Annotated in this window: 23 protein-coding genes and 1 pseudogene; 13 read left to right on the top strand and 11 right to left on the bottom strand. The window is 67.7% G+C overall.

Annotated features, from left to right (window positions below):
• The first annotated feature begins 9 nt into the window (after window positions 1-9).
• The 3 genes from purB to C0461_RS04740 all read left to right on the top strand — a co-directional run bounded on the left by purB (window position 10) and on the right by C0461_RS04740 (window position 2,433).
• Window positions 10-1,308: an adenylosuccinate lyase gene (gene purB / locus C0461_RS04730; protein WP_292104406.1), complete on the top strand. Its 1,299-nt coding sequence runs from the start codon at window positions 10-12 to the stop codon at window positions 1,306-1,308.
• A 17-nt stretch (window positions 1,309-1,325) separates the two neighbouring features.
• Window positions 1,326-1,688: a hypothetical protein gene (locus tag C0461_RS04735; protein ID WP_292104407.1), complete on the top strand. Its 363-nt coding sequence runs from the start codon at window positions 1,326-1,328 to the stop codon at window positions 1,686-1,688.
• Window positions 1,689-1,854: 166 nt separating this feature from the next.
• A complete protein-coding gene (locus C0461_RS04740; RefSeq protein WP_292104409.1) occupies window positions 1,855-2,433 on the top strand; it encodes a fasciclin domain-containing protein in 579 nt (192 codons plus the stop codon).
• Between the two features lie 160 nt (window positions 2,434-2,593).
• Here the strand turns inward: C0461_RS04740 and C0461_RS04745 are convergent, their stop codons facing one another.
• Window positions 2,594-2,914: a DUF1476 domain-containing protein gene (locus C0461_RS04745; protein WP_196838671.1), complete on the bottom strand. Its 321-nt coding sequence runs from the start codon at window positions 2,912-2,914 to the stop codon at window positions 2,594-2,596.
• Between the two features lie 298 nt (window positions 2,915-3,212).
• On the opposite strand from C0461_RS04745, the gene purC reads away from it, so the two are divergent.
• The gene (gene purC / locus C0461_RS04750; protein ID WP_292104412.1) at window positions 3,213-3,971 is read left to right on the top strand and encodes a phosphoribosylaminoimidazolesuccinocarboxamide synthase; all 759 of its coding nucleotides are present in this window, start codon (window positions 3,213-3,215) and stop codon (window positions 3,969-3,971) included.
• On the top strand, window positions 3,971-4,213 hold the full coding sequence (gene purS / locus C0461_RS04755; RefSeq protein WP_292104414.1) for a phosphoribosylformylglycinamidine synthase subunit PurS: 243 nt from the start codon (window positions 3,971-3,973) through the stop codon (window positions 4,211-4,213). The genes purC and purS overlap by 1 nt, the downstream gene beginning before the upstream one ends.
• Before the next feature lie 43 nt (window positions 4,214-4,256).
• Here purS and C0461_RS04760 read toward each other — a convergent pair whose 3' ends face one another.
• The 8 genes and pseudogenes from C0461_RS04760 to C0461_RS04795 form a co-directional block, all read right to left on the bottom strand.
• The gene (locus tag C0461_RS04760; protein ID WP_292104416.1) at window positions 4,257-4,694 is read right to left on the bottom strand and encodes a DUF6173 family protein; all 438 of its coding nucleotides are present in this window, start codon (window positions 4,692-4,694) and stop codon (window positions 4,257-4,259) included.
• 9 nt (window positions 4,695-4,703) lie between these two features.
• Window positions 4,704-5,854, bottom strand: a pseudogene (gene rodA / locus C0461_RS04765) (rod shape-determining protein RodA).
• Window positions 5,851-7,893, bottom strand: coding sequence for a penicillin-binding protein 2 (gene mrdA, locus C0461_RS04770; RefSeq protein ID WP_292104417.1), 2,043 nt, complete (start codon window positions 7,891-7,893; stop codon window positions 5,851-5,853). Before mrdA ends, rodA begins: the two are co-directional and overlap by 4 nt.
• Window positions 7,890-8,396: a hypothetical protein gene (locus C0461_RS04775; RefSeq protein WP_292104419.1), complete on the bottom strand. Its 507-nt coding sequence runs from the start codon at window positions 8,394-8,396 to the stop codon at window positions 7,890-7,892. Before C0461_RS04775 ends, mrdA begins: the two co-directional genes overlap by 4 nt.
• Before the next feature lie 8 nt (window positions 8,397-8,404).
• Window positions 8,405-9,505, bottom strand: coding sequence for a rod shape-determining protein MreC (gene mreC / locus C0461_RS04780; protein WP_292104420.1), 1,101 nt, complete (start codon window positions 9,503-9,505; stop codon window positions 8,405-8,407).
• 142 nt (window positions 9,506-9,647) lie between these two features.
• On the bottom strand, window positions 9,648-10,688 hold the full coding sequence (locus C0461_RS04785) for a rod shape-determining protein (protein WP_021696334.1): 1,041 nt from the start codon (window positions 10,686-10,688) through the stop codon (window positions 9,648-9,650).
• Window positions 10,689-10,894: 206 nt separating this feature from the next.
• Window positions 10,895-11,515 carry a glutathione S-transferase C-terminal domain-containing protein gene (locus C0461_RS04790; protein ID WP_292104423.1) on the bottom strand — a complete coding sequence of 207 codons (621 nt, stop codon included), beginning with the start codon at window positions 11,513-11,515 and terminating at the stop codon, window positions 10,895-10,897.
• Window positions 11,516-11,575: 60 nt separating this feature from the next.
• Complete coding sequence (locus tag C0461_RS04795; RefSeq protein ID WP_292104425.1) at window positions 11,576-11,806, bottom strand: hypothetical protein; 231 nt, start codon at window positions 11,804-11,806, stop codon at window positions 11,576-11,578.
• 192 nt (window positions 11,807-11,998) lie between these two features.
• On the opposite strand from C0461_RS04795, the gene C0461_RS04800 reads away from it, so the two are divergent.
• The gene (locus tag C0461_RS04800) at window positions 11,999-12,673 is read left to right on the top strand and encodes a DUF1028 domain-containing protein (RefSeq protein ID WP_292104426.1); all 675 of its coding nucleotides are present in this window, start codon (window positions 11,999-12,001) and stop codon (window positions 12,671-12,673) included.
• Here C0461_RS04800 and C0461_RS04805 read toward each other — a convergent pair.
• On the bottom strand, window positions 12,670-13,287 hold the full coding sequence (locus tag C0461_RS04805; protein WP_292104427.1) for a hypothetical protein: 618 nt from the start codon (window positions 13,285-13,287) through the stop codon (window positions 12,670-12,672). The genes C0461_RS04800 and C0461_RS04805 overlap by 4 nt on opposite strands.
• Window positions 13,288-13,356: 69 nt before the next feature.
• Window positions 13,357-13,884 (bottom strand): GNAT family N-acetyltransferase, encoded by a 528-nt coding sequence (locus C0461_RS04810; RefSeq protein ID WP_292104429.1) that lies wholly within the window; start codon window positions 13,882-13,884, stop codon window positions 13,357-13,359.
• Between the two features lie 62 nt (window positions 13,885-13,946).
• On the opposite strand from C0461_RS04810, the gene C0461_RS04815 reads away from it, so the two are divergent.
• The 7 genes from C0461_RS04815 (at window position 13,947) to C0461_RS04845 (ending at window position 18,583) form a co-directional block, all read left to right on the top strand.
• Window positions 13,947-14,864 carry a histone deacetylase family protein gene (locus C0461_RS04815; RefSeq protein ID WP_292104430.1) on the top strand — a complete coding sequence of 306 codons (918 nt, stop codon included), beginning with the start codon at window positions 13,947-13,949 and terminating at the stop codon, window positions 14,862-14,864.
• A gap of 41 nt (window positions 14,865-14,905) precedes the next feature.
• Window positions 14,906-15,550, top strand: coding sequence for a histidine phosphatase family protein (locus C0461_RS04820; protein ID WP_292104432.1), 645 nt, complete (start codon window positions 14,906-14,908; stop codon window positions 15,548-15,550).
• An 86-nt stretch (window positions 15,551-15,636) separates the two neighbouring features.
• On the top strand, window positions 15,637-16,260 hold the full coding sequence (locus tag C0461_RS04825) for a glutathione S-transferase family protein (protein ID WP_292104433.1): 624 nt from the start codon (window positions 15,637-15,639) through the stop codon (window positions 16,258-16,260).
• A gap of 81 nt (window positions 16,261-16,341) precedes the next feature.
• Complete coding sequence (locus C0461_RS04830) at window positions 16,342-16,593, top strand: exodeoxyribonuclease VII small subunit (RefSeq protein ID WP_292104434.1); 252 nt, start codon at window positions 16,342-16,344, stop codon at window positions 16,591-16,593.
• Window positions 16,593-16,946 (top strand): tRNA-binding protein, encoded by a 354-nt coding sequence (locus C0461_RS04835; protein WP_292104436.1) that lies wholly within the window; start codon window positions 16,593-16,595, stop codon window positions 16,944-16,946. The genes C0461_RS04830 and C0461_RS04835 overlap by 1 nt, the downstream gene beginning before the upstream one ends.
• 44 nt (window positions 16,947-16,990) lie before the next feature.
• Window positions 16,991-17,866, top strand: coding sequence for a polyprenyl synthetase family protein (locus tag C0461_RS04840; RefSeq protein ID WP_292104439.1), 876 nt, complete (start codon window positions 16,991-16,993; stop codon window positions 17,864-17,866).
• Window positions 17,867-17,968: 102 nt separating this feature from the next.
• A complete protein-coding gene (locus C0461_RS04845) occupies window positions 17,969-18,583 on the top strand; it encodes a superoxide dismutase (protein WP_292104437.1) in 615 nt (204 codons plus the stop codon).
• Window positions 18,584-18,713: the final 130 nt, after the last annotated feature.

Raw genomic sequence — 18,713 nt, forward strand, 5'->3', positions numbered from 1 at the left:
ACGGCGCCCATGATCATCCGCTATTCCCGCCCCGAAGCCGTCGCCATCTGGTCCCAGGAGACCAAATATTCGATCTGGTTCGAGATCGAGGCCCACGCCGCCACGAAGATGGCCGAGCTGGGCGTGATCCCGAAGGCGGCCGCCGAGGCCCTGTGGGCCAAGGGCAAGGACGTGATCTGGGACGCCGACCGCATCGACGAGATCGAGCGCACCACCAAGCACGACGTCATCGCCTTCCTGACCCATGTGTCCGAGACGGTGGGCGAGGAAGCCCGCTTCCTGCACCAGGGCATGACCTCCTCGGACGTCCTGGACACCTGTTTCGCGGTCCAGCTGGCCCGTTCGACGGATCTGCTGCTGGCGGGCGTGGACCGGGTGCAGGCGGCGCTGGAGACCCGCGCGAAGGAGCACAAATACACCGTCACCGTGGGCCGTTCGCACGGCATCCACGCCGAGCCGGTGACCTTCGGCCTCAAGCTGGCCGGCTATCACGCCGAGTTCCAGCGGGCGCGCCGCCGTCTGGTGACGGCGCGCGAGGAGATCGCCACCTGCGCCATCTCGGGCGCGGTGGGCACCTTCGCCAATGTGGACCCGGCGGTTGAGGTCTATGTGGCCGAACAGATGGGCCTGTCGGTGGAGCCGGTCTCGACCCAGGTGATCCCGCGCGACCGGCATGCCGCCTATTTCGCGGCCCTTGGCGTGGTCGCCTCGTCCATCGAGCGTCTGGCCACCGAGATCCGTCACCTGCAGCGCACCGAGGTGCTGGAGGCGGAGGAGTTCTTCGACAAGGGCCAGAAGGGCTCGTCGGCCATGCCGCACAAGCGCAACCCGATCCTGACCGAGAACCTGACCGGCCTGGCCCGTCTGGTCCGCTCCGCCGTGACCCCCGCAATGGAAAATGTTGCGCTGTGGCACGAACGGGACATCAGCCACTCCTCGGTGGAGCGGGGCATCGGCCCGGACGCCACCGTGCATCTGGATTTCGCCCTGCACCGCATGGCCGGCGTGATCGAGCGGCTGAACGTCTATCCCGAGAACATGCAGAAGAATTTGGACCGTCTGGGCGGGCTGGTGTTCTCGCAGCGGGTCATGCTGGCCCTGACCCAGGCGGGCATCAGCCGCGAGGACGCCTATGCGGCGGTGCAGGAGAACGCCATGAAGGTCTGGCGCGGCGAGGGCCGGTTCCTGGACTTCCTCAAGGCCGACGACCGGGTGACCCTGGGCGACGCGGACCTGGAGGCCCTGTTCGATCTGGGCTACCACACCAAGCACGTGGACACGGTGTTCCAGCGCGTGTTCGGCGACTGAGCAGGGAGCCGTGAAGAATGCCGTTGATGCTGTGGATGTTCGCCGTGGCTGTGGGGCAGACGTCCGGGGCGGGCTCGCAGGCTGAGCTGCCCGCTCTTCAACAGACCATGAACCAGCGTGAGGTTCAGCGGTGCTCCCGCAGCGGCCAGACAGCGGACGCCAGTCTGCGTCTGTATGGCGCGACGGTCCTGCTGGAATGCGTCGTGGGCGCAGATGGCTCGCCAGAGCGCTGCGAGGTGCTGAATCCGACGCCCGCGGCCCAGCGCCACGAGGCGGTCTTTCAATGCATGGCGTCCCATCTCCGCTGGGCCCACGCCGACGGCACCTCGGCCGAAGGGCGGACCGTGCGCACCACCTTGCGGGTTCAGGGCACGTGGTGAAAGCGCCTGAAACCGACGCCCGGCCGCAAAGAAATTTCAGCTTCATCGACGGACGCTGATCACGCGCCGCGCACATTTATTTGATCGCGACCGCATCCTTTCGGGGCCTCGATCAGTACCTCCTGTGAGCCGCCATTCGACGCGGTGATGCTGGGAGAGAAACCTGATGCGCACCTTCATGATCGCCGGCGTATCCGCCGCCGCCCTGCTGGCCCTGTCGGCCTGCAACAGCGAACAACCCGCTGACACCACCATGACCGGCGAAACCACAGCCGAGCAGCCCGCCACCCCCGCCGCAGACGGCACGGTCGTCCAGGTGGCCCAGGGCAATCCCGAGTTCAGCACCCTGGTCGAGGCCGTCACCGCCGCCGACCTGGCCGGCACCCTGAACGGCGCCGGGCCCTTCACCGTCTTCGCCCCCACCAATGCGGCGTTCGACAAGATTCCTGAGTCGGACCTGCAGGCCCTGCTGCAGCCCGAGCAGCGCGAAGCCCTGCAAGGCGTCCTGACCTATCATGTGGTGCCGGGCCGTCTGACCGCCGCCGACATCGCCAGCCGCGCCGCAGCCAACAACGGCTCGGTTGAACTGGAAACTGTCCAGGGCGGAACCCTGACCCTGCGTGAAGTCAACGGCCAGTGGGTCATCACTGACGAGAATGGCGGCACCTCGACCATCGCCATGGCTGACGTGGGCGCCTCGAACGGCGTGATCCACGCCATCGACACGGTGGTGATGCCGAACTGATTTTCGGCAGAACCAAACTGACCAAGCCGCGTTACTGATCCAGCGCGGACAGTTTGACAGCGCGAAGAAGGATCGAGCCGCCCTTATCCCCCCCGGGCGCCTCGAACTCAGAGGGCCGCACTTTCCCCCGGGTGCGGCCCTTATCCTTTCCGGATAAAGCTCAGCCGGCCCGAATCTGCTCGCGGGCGTGGGACATCAGTTCGTCCATCTTGGAACGCAGTTCGCCTTCGGAAACCGTCAGGCCCGAGCCCTTCAGGTCGCCGGCGACCTTGCGCACCACATCATCGTCGCCCGGCTGCTCGAAATCGGCGCGCACAACGGCGGCGGCATAGGTTTCGGCGCTTTCAGCCGAAAGGCCCATCTTCTCGGCCGCCCACAGGCCCAGCAACTTGTTGCGGCGGGCGACGGCCTTGAATTCCTGTTCCTGGTCCAGGGCGTACTTGTTCTCGAAGCCCTTTTCGCGTTCGTCAAAGGTGGTCATACGCTGCATCAACTCCTGACGCGCCCCCGGCGGGCCGCGGCGCCGTCTATAGCCCGCCCCGGCGCGAACGCAACAGGAACCGGGGACAGGCGGCGCACTTGCGAATCCGACGCAGCCGGACGGCGGCGTTTGTGCCTTTCACGCCCATGCGATATAGGCGCCGCGCAGTCTACCGCCGGGCGCTATAGTGGCGCCAGTCTGATTCCGCCCGCGCAGCCCTCTGGCCCGTCTCATCGGTCCGGGGCGGCGCGGTTTTCGCTTTTTCGGCCCCGCGCCGCCGCCTCCCCCTACGGGAACCGTGATGAAGAACCGCAAGAAGATTTACGAAGGCAAGGCCAAGATCCTCTATGAAGGACCCGAGCCCGGCACCCTGATCCAGTACTTCAAGGACGACGCCACCGCCTTCAACGCCCAGAAAAAGGCCATTCTCGAGGGCAAGGGCGTGCTGAACAACAAGATCAGCGAGTTCATCATGACCCGCCTGGGCGGCATGGGCATCGCCAACCACTTCATCAAGCGGCTGAACCTGCGCGAGCAGCTGATCCGCGAAGTCGAGATCATCCCGCTGGAAGTGGTCTGCCGCAATGTGGTGGCAGGATCGCTGGCCCAGCGTCTGGGCCAGGAAGAGGGCACCCCCCTGCCCCGCTCGATCATCGAATTCTATTACAAGAAGGATGAGTTGGGCGATCCGATGGTGACCGAAGAGCACATCACCGCCTTCAACTGGGCCACCACCCAGGAGATCGACGACATCCTGACCATGACCGTTCGCATCAACGACTATCTGTCGGGCATGTTCGCCGCAGTCGGCATCACCCTGGTGGACTTCAAGATCGAGTTCGGCCGGGTGTGGGAAAACGACTTCGCCCGCGTCATCCTGGCCGACGAGATCAGCCCGGACTCCTGCCGCCTGTGGGACACCACCAGCGGCGAGAAGCTGGACAAGGACCGGTTCCGCCGCGATCTGGGAGATGTGATCGAAAGCTACGCCGAGGTCGCCCGCCGTCTCGGCATCATGAAGGACATGCCCACCGTGATTCAGGGAGGCCTGCACTGATGGCCACGAAAGTGAAGGTTCACGTCTATCTCAAGCCCGGCGTCCTGGACGTGCAGGGCAAGGCCGTCGAGAACGCCCTGCACGGCCTCGGCTGGCCCGGCGTCGCCAACGCCCGCGTCGGCAAGATGATCGAGTTCGATCTGGCCGACGACGTCGCCGAGCCCGAGGCCGAGGTGAAGCGCATGTGCGAGACCCTGCTCGCCAACACCGTGATCGAGAGCTACCGCATCGAGCTGGCCTAGTCCGGGGCCCGGGGCCCGGGCCGCGGCCAGAGAACAGACGCTCTCAGCCTTCCTTGTCGCGCACCATCTCGTCGAGGCGGAAGCCGATGCGGCGGGCGGGCTTTTCCGGCTCGGGCTTGCGTCTGGCGGACAGGACCACATTCAGGCGGCTGACATGCTGAAGCAGGGTCACCGGCTGACCGTCGGGATCACGCCCGAAGAACATCAGCAGGTCCGGGCCCCAGAACCCAAGGTCGTGGATCATCAGCACACCGTCGCCGGGCATGCCCACGCCGCGCACGCCGACCTCGTCGTCTGGATCCAGACGCGACTCAAACTCCTTGATGAGGCGGGTCAGGCGCACGAAGGCCCATTCGGCAGGGTTGTCGGTCTGATGCAGGCCCTGGGCAAGGGCGGCGGATTCCTCAGGGGTCTTTTCAGACGTGACCGGCTTTGGGCACGGGGCGAACATGGCCGGATCGGCCTTGACGGGCTTTGACATGGCCGGACCCTAGAACAGTCCCCGCCCCTTGGGCAGCTCAAGGTAGCGATGCACCCGCACGGCCTGGATCAGGCCAAAGCCCACCATCACCGTCAGCAGCACCGTGCCGCCGTAGGACAGCAGCGGCATGGGCACCCCCACCACCGGCGCCAGACCCATGACCATGGCGCCGTTGATCAGGATGTAGAACGCGAACGTGGCCGTCACTCCCGCCGCCGCCAGACGTCCGAAATGGCTGTGGGAGAGGGATGCGATGCGCAGGGAAATCAGGATGATCGCGGCGAACACGGCCAGAACGCTGAAGGAGCCCACGAAGCCGAATTCCTCAGACAGGGCCGCGAAGATGAAGTCGGTCTGCTTCTCCGGCAGGAACTCAAGCTGGCTCTGGCTGCCCAGGCCGTATCCCTTGCCCAGGAGCCCGCCCGAGCCCATGGCGATCTTGGACTGCATGATGTGATAGCCAGCGCCGGATGGATCGGCCTCGGGGTTCAGGAACGTCAGAACCCGTGCGCGCTGATATTCGTGCAGCACGAACATGACGAAGGGGGGACCGCAGCGACGAAGGTCGCGCCCGCGGCCAGGATCAGCTTCCAGCTGAGGCCGGCCATGAACATGATGGCCGCACCGGTCAGGGCGATCAGCATGGCGGTGCCGAGGTCCGGCTGGTGCGCCACAAGAAGGACCGGCACCCCGATCATGGCAATGGGGATGAGCAGCTTCCACGACAGCCGCGCGTCCTGGGCAGAGGCTCCATGGTACCATCGCGCAAGGGCCAGAACGATGCCGACCTTCATGATCTCGGACGGTTGAAGCCGCATGAAGCCCAGGTCGAGCCAACGCTGCGCCCCCATGGCGGTGTAGCCGAACAACTCCACACCCACGAGCAGCACCAGGCCCCCCAGATAGACGGGATAGGCCAGGGCGAACCACAGCCGCAGGTCCACCAGGGCCAGCACCAGCATCATCACAAGGCAGAAGCCCACGCGGATCAGGTGATTGGCGGCCCAGGGCTCCCAGGAGGTTCCGCCCAGGGAATAGAGCATCATGGCCCCGACCCCCGCGACGACGCACAGGAGGCCAACGAGGCGCCAGTCGATCTCGGCCAGCTTGACAGGCAGGCGTTCGCGCTGGCCGGGACGGGTCAGGGCCGAGGCGGTCATCGGGCGCCGCCCTGGGGCAGATAGGGCTGAGGTCCCGTGGGAACCGGAGCTGTTTGCGGAGCGGGCGACGGGACGGGTGCGGCGGGCGCAGGCGGCGCGATGGCGGCGGGATCCTCCTCCTCCAGCGGTCCGACCGGTTCGGGCGGGAGGGGTCGCTCAATGCGGGTGCGCATGTCCGGATCCTTGAGCAGGGTCACGCGCATGACCTCACGCGCCTTCTCCGCCGCCAGACGGGACCCGCCCCCGTGCTGAATGACCACCGCAATAGCGTAGCGGGGCGCGTCATGGGGGGCGAAGGCGACGAACAGGCCGTGATCGCGACTGGACCAGTCCACCGTGGTGCCCCGGCGCAAGCCGCCGCGCGCCTGGGCGGTGCCGGTCTTGCCCGCCATCTGGATATCGCCCAGGCCCAGCTGGCTGACCCGGTAGGCCGTGCCCGTCACGTCATTGGCCACCGCCGCCATGCCGGCGCGCACGATGTCCAGGTGCTGGACAGAGAATGGCAAGTCCGGGACCGCCGCGCCGGATGGACGGTCAACCTCGCCCACCGACTTGATGAGGCGCGGCTCGATCGCCTTGCGGCCATTGGCGATGCGGGCTGTCATGACCGCCAGCTGAAGCGCGGTGACCTCGGTGGCGCCCTGCCCGATGGCCACCGACAGGGTCTCGCCCGGATACCAGTTGCGCGAGTCCGGATTGGGATTGTTGCGGAAGGCGTGTCGCTTCCATTCCGTGGACGGCATGGTGCCCTCGCGCTGGCCCGTCAGCCCGAAATCATAGGTCCGATGGAAACCCAAAGCCTCGGCGGTGCGCGCGATGCGGTCGATGCCGGCGCGGTTGCACATGTGGTAGAAATAGACGTTGCACGAGTTCTTGATGGCGTCGTGCATGTTCTGGGGGCCGTGACCGCTGGCCCGGTGGCAGCGGAACGTCCGGTTGCCGAACCGGTAGCCTCCGGTGCACGTCACGCGTTCGGTGGGGTCGACGCCCGCATCCAGAATGGCCAGTGCGGTGGTCATCTTGAAGGTCGAGCCCGGCGGGAAGGTGCCGTAGATGGTCTTGTCCAGCATGGGGCGTCGCTCATAGTCGGCCCACGCCCGGTAAACGCTGCCCGGCACCCCCGAGACGAACAGATTGGGATCAAACGCCGGGGCGGACATCATGCACAGGACGTCACCGTTCCTGATGTCCATGACCACGCAGCCGCCGGATTCCTCGCCGAACACCTCAAGCGCCCGGCTCTGGATGTCGGTGTCGAGCGTCAGCACCACGTCCTTGCCAGGCGTAGGCGCGACCGAACCCTCCACGTCCTCGCCCACGATGCGGCCGCGGGCGTCCACCTCGACCCTCTGGCCGCCCTGGGTCCCACGCAGGTCCGGATCGAGGGTCCGCTCAACCCCCTGACGGCCGATGCGGAAGCCAGGATGGTACATCAGGCTGGAAATCGTCTCGCCACGCTCGCGGGCCGCAGCCACATCCTGATCCGACACCTTGGCTACATAGCCGACCGTATGGGCGAAGACGCCGCCGTGCGGATAGAAACGCGCCTCGTTCATGTCCGCCATGACGCCGGGAAGTTCGTTGGCGTAGAGATTGACGCGGGCGAACTCGTCCCAGGTCAGGTCACTCTTGACCGGCACAGGGACAAAACGGGGGGCGGCGTTGACATCGCGCACGATGGCGCGGCGCCGCTCCAGCGTGTCCGGCAGCAGTCGACCCAGAAGATCCAGCGTCTGGTCCAGATCCCGGGTTTCATCCCGCACCACCATCACGCGGAAGCTTGGCCGGTTGCCGGCGATGACCACGCCGTCCCGGTCCAGGATGCGCCCGCGCGGCGGGGGAATCAGACGAAAATTGAACTGGTTGTTGACCGCCAGCGTCGCATACTCGCCCGCCTGGACCACCTGGAGCTGACCCAGCCGCCCGCCCAGCGCCAGAAGCCCCGCCGCCGTGGCGCCGCCCAGCAGAAAGGTGCGCCGCAGGAAAGAGCCTTGCCGCTCGTTGACGTCGGAAAAGAAGATCGACGGTTCGCTGCTCATCGGAAACGCACATCCCCGTCGTCAAAACGCTCGATCATCCAGCTCGCCACGGGGAACAGGGCCAGAGTTGGAAGCACTTGCCAGAACAGGGCCAGAAGACTGGGCGCATTGCCCGCCAACAAGCTGACGATCATGTAGGCCAGAATGAAGGCCAGAATGGTGCACGCCGCATACCAGGCGAACAGCATCCGGACGTCCTGCCCCGCCAGAAGACTGCGCCCGGCCAATACCACGCCATAGACGGCCAGCAGAGACAATGGCCACAGCCCCAGGGGCGCGAACCAGAAGACATCAAGGAAGAGGCCCAGACCCAGCAGCATCAGCGGCGCCAGGACCGACGGCCGGATCAGGGGCCAGGCGAACGCCAGGGCCAGCGGCAGGATCGGCTCGGGCAGGCTGAGGCCGAACAGATGCACCGGCGTCGCCAGGATCACCGTGCCAGCCACCGCGATCAGAGCCGGCCAGACCATCCATTGCATCGGCCCCACGACCCGCACGGCCATCGCCCGTCTCACTCCTGAACCTCCCCAGGCGCGGCCCGAGCGTCGGGCTCGGCGGCGGCGGTCGGCGGCGCGGCCTGTGCCGCCGCCTGTTCGGCGGCTTCGCGGCGGCGCCGGGTCTCGGCCTCGGCCACCCGGCGGACCTCCTCCTCGTCACGGGCGCGACGGCGGGCCTCCTGATCCACGATGCGGGCGGTGGTCTGGGCGTCAGGCGGCGGCGCCGTGTCCGCCGCGGCCAGGGGGGGCGCATTCAGCGCCTCCGGGTCCGCCAGCTGGGCGAAGTCCTGGAACAGCAAGACGCGCACATAATCGATGGCGCCCCGGTCAGTGAACAGCTTGACCCGCCAGGTGCCGTCGATGCCACGCGCGGCCACACCCACCGGCAGGCCGCGTGGAATGCCGCCGCCGTCGCCGGACGTCAGGATGCGGTCGCCCTCACGCAGGGAATCCTCGCCGCGCACATATTCGAGCCTGGGATTGCCGCTGCCGTCGCCCGACAGCATGGCGCGGGCGTCCGTGCGGTCCACCAGGATCGGCAACCGGCTGGACACGTCTGTGATGAGCAGCACCCGGCTGACCCCGCCGGTTGCGCCCACCACGCGCCCCACGAGGCCATGCTCGTTGATGACCGGATTGCCGACGCGCACGCCGGCGGCCTGGCCAACGTCGATGAGGCGGGCGTTGACGAAGGGGCCGCGGGATTCCGAGACCGAGCGGGCGGTGACCATCTCCACCGGAGGCTCGACCCGCAGACCCAGCATGGCTTCGTAGCGGGCGTTGACATTCTTGAGCGCGATGGCCTGGTCACGCCAAGGCTCCAGCTCGGCCAGTTCGGCGCGCAGACGACGGTTCTCGGACACCGCGAAGAAATAGCCGCGCACATAGTCGCTGGCCTGCCCCACCCAGCGCACCGGGGCGGCGAAGACGCCCCCGACCGGGGCGGCGACGGCGTCGGCGCCGGCGCGCGCGGCGCCGTACTCGCCGGAGTCTACGTCACGGCCGTTGGCGATGAGCAGCACCACCGCCGCGATCATGGCGACCACGACCACGCCTGCCGACACCCAGGTCAGCGGGGCCTTCAGATTATCGAACGGTCCGTCGCGAAACGCCACGGCGCGCCTTCCTGGGCTTTCTGGCCCGTCATCGGAATGGAATCGGCGGGACGCCCGCGCCGACAGGCCAGCCTATGGCAAAAACCGTCCCGATTGAAAACAGGGATCACGCGGGAATGCCCCCGCCCCCCGCACGGTCGCCCTAAAGGGTGGCTTCCAGCACGCCCTTCATCCAGCGCGGATGCTCAAGCACCCGGCCGCAGCCGACCGCCACGCACGACAGCGGATCATCGGCCACCGAGACGGGTAGGCCCGTCTGGTCGCGGATTTCCGCGTCGAGGCCGCGCAGCAGCGCGCCGCCGCCGGTCAGCATGATGCCCTTGTCGGCGATGTCGGCGGCCAGTTCCGGCGGGGTGGCTTCCAGCGCCACCTTGACGGCTTCGATGATCTGGCTGACCGGCTCGGCCAGGGCTTCAGCAGCCTGACGCTCCGAGATGCGCACCTCGCGCGGCACGCCCTGCATCAGGTCGCGGCCCTTGACCTCGATGCCCAGGCCCTCGCCGTCCGGCGGGATGCGGGCGGTGCCGATGTCCTTCTTGATGCGCTCGGCTGTGGTCTCGCCGATCAGCAGGTTGTGGTTGCGGCGCATGTAGCTGATCAGCGCCTCGTCCATCTTGTCGCCGCCCACGCGCACTGAACGCGAATAGACGATGCCGGAAAGGGACAGGACGGCCACCTCGGTGGTGCCTCCGCCGATGTCCACGACCATGGAGCCGGTGGGCTCGTGGATGGGCAGGCCGGCGCCGATGGCGGCGGCCATGGGCTCGTCGATCAGGCCGACGCGGCGGGCGCCGGCGTTCAGGCAGGAGTCATTGATGGCGCGGCGCTCGACCGCCGTGGCGCCGGACGGCACGCACACGATCACCTTGGGATTCACGAAGCCCTTGCGGTTGTGAACCTTGCGGATGAAGTGCTTGATCATCTCCTCGGCCACTTCGAAGTCGGCGATGACTCCGTCGCGCATGGGGCGGATCGCCTCCATGTGGCCGGGCGTGCGGCCCAGCATCTGCTTGGCCTCGATGCCCACAGCGTGGACGATCTTGCGCCCGCCGACGTTTCTCAGCGCCACCACCGAGGGCTCGTTGAGCACGATGCCCTTGCCCTTCTGGTAAATCAGGGTGTTGGCGGTGCCGAGATCGATGGCGATGTCGTTGGAGATGGCGCCGAAAAGGGAAAAGCTCATGGGCGTTAGGGTACCGTGGCTGCGGCTTCAAAAGGGCTGGTCTGCGGTCGGTCCGCTTCAGCGAAGCCCTGGCGGAGCGCGCATCCCCTCACGCACCGCACCCTGATCGTCTTCGGCCGACCTGATGGCCCGTTTGCCCCTCAATCGGAAGGATTACAACCCCTCATGCGAGGGCTTGTGGAAAGCCCGCGGTGGGCGAGCGGCGGTCAGCCGCCGACCGGCTCGATCCCCTGGGCCTTGAGCGCGCGCTGAACGGCCGGGCGGGCCTGCACCTCATCCAGATGCGCGTTCAGCTTCGGATAGTCGCCCGCGTCCAGAATGCCCGCCTGACGGGACCAGCGCGTGAAGACCGACAGATAGCCGTCGGCCACCGTGTACTGCGCGCCCAGCACGAACGGCCCTTTCAGCAGGTGCTGTTCGGCCAGGGCCAGCTTGTCCTGCACGATCTTCAGGGCGGCGTCCTTCGCGTCGCCTTCCAGCGGCGGGCGCGAGAACATCAGGCGACCCAGGGCCGGGTGCAGGGACGCGGCGGCCCAACCGTTGAAGGCGTCCATGCGAGCGCGCTGGAAGGCGTCGGCCGGCACGAGGTTCTTTTCCGGATGTCGATCCGCGATCCACGGCATGATGACGGCGTTTTCGGTCAGGACGCCCTGCTCCGTCGCCAGCGCCGGGGTCACGCCCGCCGGATTGACCTCCAGATACTCGGGGGTCTTCTGCTCACCCTTCTTCAGGTCGATCTTCACGCCCTCATAGTCCGCGCCCGCCTCTTCAAACGCGATATGAGACGCCAGGGCGCAGGCGCCGGGGGAGTAATAGAGCTTCAGCATGGTCGTCATCCTGGAGGAGGCGGAATGGAACAGCCTAGGTGTGAAGCCCGGGAGCTGAAATCAAGCGACCTGCGCCGCCGGTTTCCAGCGGGCCAGCGGGATCAGGCGCTCCGCCTCCCGATCAAAGGCGTCCTCGGCTTCGGCCAGATCGTGAAGTATGCGCGGGCCCCGCGGCCCGGTCAGGCGGTAGTAGGCCGTCACCTCGCGCCCGTTGAGATCGATTTCCGCGACCTTGTGCAGAACCACCGGGCCCTGGCTGCGCAGGGTCGAGGAAAAGGCTGCGCGCGTCATCGCGCAGGCGCCTGATGTGATGTCTGCACTGTCCGCATCCCCTGCCAGCATGGTCCGTCTCCGTTTTCGCGAGACGCCAACCCGATCCGGGTGCGGAAAGTTCCAGCGTGGCCATACGAAGCCTGCAAGGCGCAACCGTCACGCTCGCCGCTCGTTTGGCCCGGACCCAGCCGCAGCCGGAGCTCCCGCCTCATGACCTTCTCCCTGGTGGCGCGCTGCGCCCGCACAGGACAATTCGGCGTCGCAGCGGTCACGGCCGTCCCGGCGGTAGGGAAGCTCCTGACCCACGCCGCCGCGGGCGCGGGCGCGGTGGCCACCCAGGCGCGAGTGAACCCCTATCTGGGCATCGACGGGCTGAACCTGCTGCGGCAAGGCCTGTCGGCCGAGGCGGTGCATGCGGCGCTGCTGACCACCGATCCGGCCATCCGCTTCCGCCAGTTCGCGGTGATCGACCGGGAGGGCCGCACGGCGACCTTCACCGGCGAGGCGTGTCTGGACTGGTGCGGATCGCTGCAGCGGGACGGCTTCAGCGCCCAGGGCAACCGGCTGGCGGGCGCCCACGTGCTGACCCGAACGGCCGAGCGATTCGAGGCCATGCCGGACGAGGCCCTGGCCGACCGTCTGCTGGAGGCCCTGGCGGAAGGCGTGGCGGCCGGCGGCGATGCAAAGGGCGAGGTCTCGGCCACCGTCTATGTGATGGGCACGGAAGACTATCCGCTATGGGACATCCGCGTGGACCACCATCCCGAGCCGATCACGGAACTGCGCCGCCTGCACCAGGTATTCAGGGAGAAGGTCGTGCCCGAGATCAAGACCATGCCCACCCGCGAGAACCCGGCGGGCGAGGAAGGCGAAGTCCCGATCTAGGGTTCAGTGACAAACCGGAGGGCGTTCATGAACATCATCCCGCCCGTCATCCCGGCCTCGACCACCTCATCGCCTTCACGCGACCCCCGGAACTTGAAGCCCCAGTCGCCGTGATGCTGGACCAGAAGGAAGGTGACGAACGGCCCCTCCTCGCTCCTGGCCGTGAAGACGGCGTGGAGCGGCGGCTCGTCCTGGGTCGGCGCGGTCAGGAGAGGAAAGCCGCCCTCATAGGCGACGGCATCCGGAAGGCGCGCGCGGACGGCGGCCGTGGAGATCTCCAGCACCTGTTCCGCCGTCGCCTGATCGGCGTAGCGGGTGGCATAGACCGTGGCGCTCATCCGGGACGCCCGCGTATGGCAGCTTACGTCGTCGCCCTGGACGATGCCGTCGCCCAAGGCGGGATAGACCGTGACCGAATTGCTGGCCTCTCCCGGCGTGAAGTGACAGGTCAGGCCGCTCTGAACATGGCGCAGGGTCGGGACGGTGTCGGTGGTTATGTTTTCGAACACGCCCTCGGCGCCGGCGGCGGCGATCAGGAGGTCCGCTTCGGCGCGAGCGGATGCGGCCGGGTCGTTCTGGGCCGCCAGGCCGGCGAGAAGCATCATCCAGACCATGGCCGCTCTCCTGTTTCGCCCTGAACATCAGCAGAGGACGGGCGCAGGGTCCATCCACGATCCCTGACGTCAGCCCCGGCGCAGGATGAACTCGTCATCGCGCCAGGACCCGACCGGATACTGGTATTCCCCCGCCTTCTCGAAGCCATAGGCGGCGTACAGCTTTTGCGCCTTCACATTGCCGCTCCAGACCCCGATCCACAGCGGCCCGTCGGAGTTGGCCTCCATCCATTCCAGCGCGATCTTGAGCAGGGCTGTGCCGACGCCGAGGCCCTGTGCGGCCTTCGACACGTACAACCGGTGCAGTTCCGCATGGCCCGGTCGCGCGTCAGGATGCGGCAGTCCGCAGCGGCCGGTGTTGGCGAAGCCCAGAATCTCGCCGTCCCGCTCCGCGACCCAGTACTGGTGATCGCGATCCGTCAATCGAGCACGCGTGGTCGTCTCGCTGAAGGTCTGATCCAGAAATCGCTCCAGATCCTCCGGCGGATAGGGAATGCCGAAGCCCGTGACGAAGGTCTCGATGAAGGTGGCGCGGCCCAGCGCGGCCAGTGCGGGGGCGTCGTCGGGCGTGGCGGTGCGGATGGTGAAAGCGGTCATGACGGCGGCATAGCTTTCCCGGCGCGTGACGCAAACCCCGCCGCCTCGCTAGACTGCGACTCATGACCCTGTTCATCACCCACCCCGACATGCTCGCCCACGACACCGGTCAGGGGCACCCCGAGCGCTCGGCCCGGCTGGCGGCCGTGCTGGACGCCGTGGACGACGCGGGCCTGTCGCTGGACCGGCGCGAGGCGACGGAGGCCGAGATTCAGGCCCTGATCCGCGTCCACCCCGAGGCCCACGTTCAGAGGATTCTGGACGCCTCGCCCGCCGCCGGCGTCGTGGCGCTGGACGCTGACACGGTGCTGTCGCCGGGCAGCGTGCGGGCCGGGCGACTGGCGGCGGGGGCGGCGATCCAGGCGGTGCGGGCCGTGGCGCGCGGCGAGGCTGATCGCGCCTTTGCCGCCGTGCGTCCCCCGGGCCACCACGCGGAGCCGGACAAGGCCATGGGGTTCTGCCTGTTCTCCAATGTGGCCGTCGCCGCGCGCGAAGCCCAGACGCTGGGTATGGCGAGGGTCGCGGTGATCGACTTCGACGTGCACCACGGCAACGGCACCCAGGCGGCGTTCGAGAACGACGCCAGCCTCTTTCTGGGCTCCATCCATCAGATGCCGCTCTATCCCGGCACCGGCGCGGCGAACGAGACAGGCGTAGGCAACATCGTCAACGCCCCGGTTCCACCCCACGCGGCGCGCGAGGCCTGGCGGGCTACCTTCTCCGGCGGGCTGATGCCCGCGCTGGACGACTTTGATCCCGACCTTGTGATCATCTCGGCGGGCTTCGACGCCCACCGCCGCGATCCGTTGGCGCACCAGTCTCTGGAGGCCGAGGATTTCGCCTGGGCCACGCGGGCGGTGATCGAGGTGGCCCGCGCCCGCTGCGGCGGCAAGGTTGTCTCGTCGCTGGAGGGCGGCTACGACCTGAATGGACTGGGCCTGTCGGCCGTCGCCCATCTGCGGGCGCTAGGGGAGGGATAGACGCGCGAAACCTTTGATGCCAAAGGCGTCCGTGTCCGGCCATGACGATCCAGAATCTCCCCGCTGAGTCGATTCCCGTCCGCCCCCCGGCGGCGCCCGCCGCCGTGCGCGCGCCGGGCGCCATCACCCTTGCCCGCCACGGCCGCCCGGCCCTGTCCCGCAAGGTGCTGCTGACATCCCAAGGCTACCGCGACTGGTGGGCGACCTATGAGGTGGGCGGGCTGTGCAAGAAGCAGACGCCGCCGCCGGGCCTGCTGCAGACCGCTGCCCGCGCCGACGCCATCTTCGTCTCGACGCGGCCCCGCGCCATCGAGACGGCGGGCCATGTGGCGGGCGAACGCGAACTTTCCATAGACCCCGTTTTCATCGAAGCTCCCCTGCCCCCGCCCGCCTTTCCGGCCTGGGTGAAGCTGTCGCCCCGCTGGTGGGGCGTGGTCTCGCGCATCTGGTGGTGGGCCTTCGACCTGCATGACGAGGGCGAGGAAAGCCGCGATCTGGCCAAGGCGCGGGCGGTGAAAGCCGCCGACGTCCTGATCGCCCGCGCCGAGCAAGGCGAGGAGGTGCTGGTGCTGGCCCACGGCTTCTTCAACGCCATGATCGGCCATCGGCTCAAGGCCCTGGGCTGGCAATGCACCCTGGACCAGGGTTTCAAATACTGGTCCAGCCGCCGCTTCGAGAAGCGCTGACCGCCCCCCCTCCGTCGCGGAGGGTTTCACATGACGCGGCGTCGCGTTCTGCTTATGTTCGAGCGTGACCGCAAAGGAGACCGCCGATGGCCCAGGATCTGATGTTCTACACCAACCCCATGTCGCGGGGCCGCATCGTCCGCTGGATGCTGGAGGAGACGGGCGCCGACTACGCCGAGACGGTGGTCGATTACGGCACGACCATGAAGGGCGCCGACTATCTGGCGATCAATCCCATGGGCAAGGTGCCCGCGATCCGGCATGGCGACCAGATCATCACCGAATGCGCCGCCATCTGCGCCTATCTGGCCGACGCCTTTCCCAAGGCTGGTCTGGCGCCGGCGCTGGACCGGCGCGGGGCCTACTATCGCTGGATGTTCTTCGCCGCCGGACCGCTGGAGGCCGCGGTCACCAACCAGGCGCTGCAGGTCGAGGTGCCGGCCGACAAGCAGGGCTTCGTGGGCTACGGCTCCATGGCGGCGGTGCTGGACGCCCTGTCCGGTGCGGTGAAGGCCGGACCCTACATCGCCGGCGATCGCTTCACGGCGGCGGACGTCTATGTGGGCGCCCAGATCGGCTGGGGCCTGCAGTTCGGCACCATCGAGAAGCGCCCCGAGTTCGCCGACTATGCCCACCGGGTGATGGACCGGGACGCCTGGCGCCGCGCCACCGAAAAGGACGACGCCCTGACGCCGAAACAGGCCGGTTGACTCTTTTTCTGGAGCGGGCCGTTCCGCCGCGTGACCAAGATGGTCTAGGGTCGGCCGACTCTCCGGATGCGCGAAAAGACCATGGCCGACGACCCCAAGACCATTCCCGCCGATCTCAGCTTCGAGGACGCCCTGGCTCAGCTTGAGCAGATCGTCTCCGAGCTGGAATCCGGCCAGGCCCCGCTGGAGCGTTCCATCGCCATCTATGAGCGGGGCGCTGCCCTGAAGGCGCACTGCGAGGCGCGGCTGAAGGCCGCCCAGCTGCGGGTCGAGAAGATCGTGGTCGGCGCCGACGGCCAGGCAAGGGGCGCCGAACCCGCCGAGTTCTCGTGATGACCGGCCCGGCGGCCGATCAGATCGCCTTCGACGACTTCATGAAGGTGGACGTGCGCGTCGGACAGGTCCTCAAGGCCGAGCCCTTTCCGGAGGCGCGCAAGCCCGCCTATCGCCTGACCATCGACTTCGGCCCGGACATCGGGGTGAAGCGCTCCTCGGCCCAGATCACGAAACACTACACGATCGACGAGCTGCAAGGCCGCAAGGTCGCCGCCGTGGTGAATTTTCCGCCCCGCCAGATCGGACCGATGATGTCCGAGGTCCTGACCCTCGGTTTTCCCGACGCCGACGGCGAGGTGGTGCTGGTGGGCGTGGACCGCGAGGTTCCGGTGGGAGGCCGTCTGTTTTGAGCCGGTCCGATCCCTATCCCGCCGCCAATTCGCCGGAACAGGCCATGGCCGACCGCGTGGCGGAGGTGGCCGATCTGGTCACCGTGGCGCTGGACGAACTGCTGCCCCGGGCGGACGGCCCCGAGGCGCGCCTGACCGAGGCCATGCGCTACGCCGCCCTCGGACCCGGCAAACGGCTGCGGCCGTTCTTCGCCCTTGAAGCCGCCCGCCTGTTCGACATCGAGGAGCGGCCGGTGCTGCGCGCCGCCTGCGCGCTGGAGTGCGTGCACGCCTATTCGCTGATCCATGACGATCTGCCGTGCATGGACGACGACGACATGCGCCGGGGCCGTCCCACCCTGCACCGGGCCTATGACGAGGCCACCGCCGTGCTGGCCGGCGACGCGCTGCAGACCGCCGCCTTCGACATCATCCTGGACGAGGACACCCACGACGACCCCGGCGTGCGCTGCGAGCTGGCCATGCGCCTGTCCTTCGCGTCAGGCGCGCGCGGCATGGCCGGCGGCCAGATGATCGACCTGATGGGGGTGCGCGACGATCTGGGCGGGGTGGCGCGCATGCAGCGCCTCAAGACCGGAGCCCTGATCACCTACGCCTTCGAAATACCCCTGATCATCGCCCATGCGCGCGAGGAGCACCGGACCGCCCTGCTCGCCTTCGCCCACGACCTGGGCCTCGCCTACCAGATCGTCGACGACCTGCTGGACGCCGAGGGGGACGAGGATCTGCTGGGCAAGGCGGCGGGCGGCAAGGACGCGGCCCGGGGCAAGACCAATTTCGTCACCCTGCTGGGTGTCGACGCGGCGCGCGAGCGGGTGGACCACCTGGCTCATCAGGCGCGGGACCACCTGACGCCCTTCGGTCCCGACGCCGAGATGCTGAAAGCCAGCGTCGACCACGTCCTGCACCGCCGAAGCTGAGCCGTAATCCCCGGAATTCGGGCCTGCATGGCTTGGGTCCGGCATCGCTTCACCTACATGAAGCGTTGAGACCGAACGATTGCCGACAAAAGGAGTCACACCATGGCCTTCACCCTCCCCGACCTGCCCTACGCCTATGACGCGCTGGAGCCGGCGATCGACAAGGAGACGATGACCTTCCACCACGACAAGCACCACAAGACCTATGTGGACAAGCTGAACGAGGCGGTGGACGCCGACTCGAGCCTGCAGGGCAAGTCGCTGGAAGAGCTTTTCGCCAGTATCTCCAAGGTGCCCAAGGCCGTGCGCAACAACGGCGGCGGTCACTGGAACCACCGCCTGTTCTGGGAGCTGTTGGCCCCGCAGGGTGAGACCGGCGAACCCTCCGCCGAGCTGAAGGCCCAAATCGACAAGGACCTGGGCGGCATGGACAAGTTCCAGGAAGCCTTCAACGCCGCCGGCGCCGGCCAGTTCGGTTCAGGCTGGGCCTGGCTGATCTGGCAGGACGGCAAGCTGAAGGTCACCTCCACCCCCAACCAGGACAACCCCCTGATGGACGTGGCCGACGAGCGCGGCGCGGTCGTCCTGGGCGCCGACGTCTGGGAGCACGCCTATTACCTGAAGTACCAGAATCGCCGCCCCGATTACCTCAAGGCCTTCTGGACCGTGGTGAACTGGAACAAGGTCAACGACCTGTTCGCGGCCGCCAGGGGCTGATGACCACAGCGCCCCGCCGGATCGGCGGGGCGTTTTTCTTTTCGGGGACACGATCCATGACGCCTTCCATCAAACTGGCTTCGGCCGCGCTGACCCTCGCCGCCCTGCTGGGCGCCGCCGCCTGCAGCCA

Origin of the sequence: Brevundimonas sp. (genome assembly GCF_013823285.1) — a bacterium.
In the GTDB taxonomy this organism is placed as follows: domain Bacteria; phylum Pseudomonadota; class Alphaproteobacteria; order Caulobacterales; family Caulobacteraceae; genus Brevundimonas.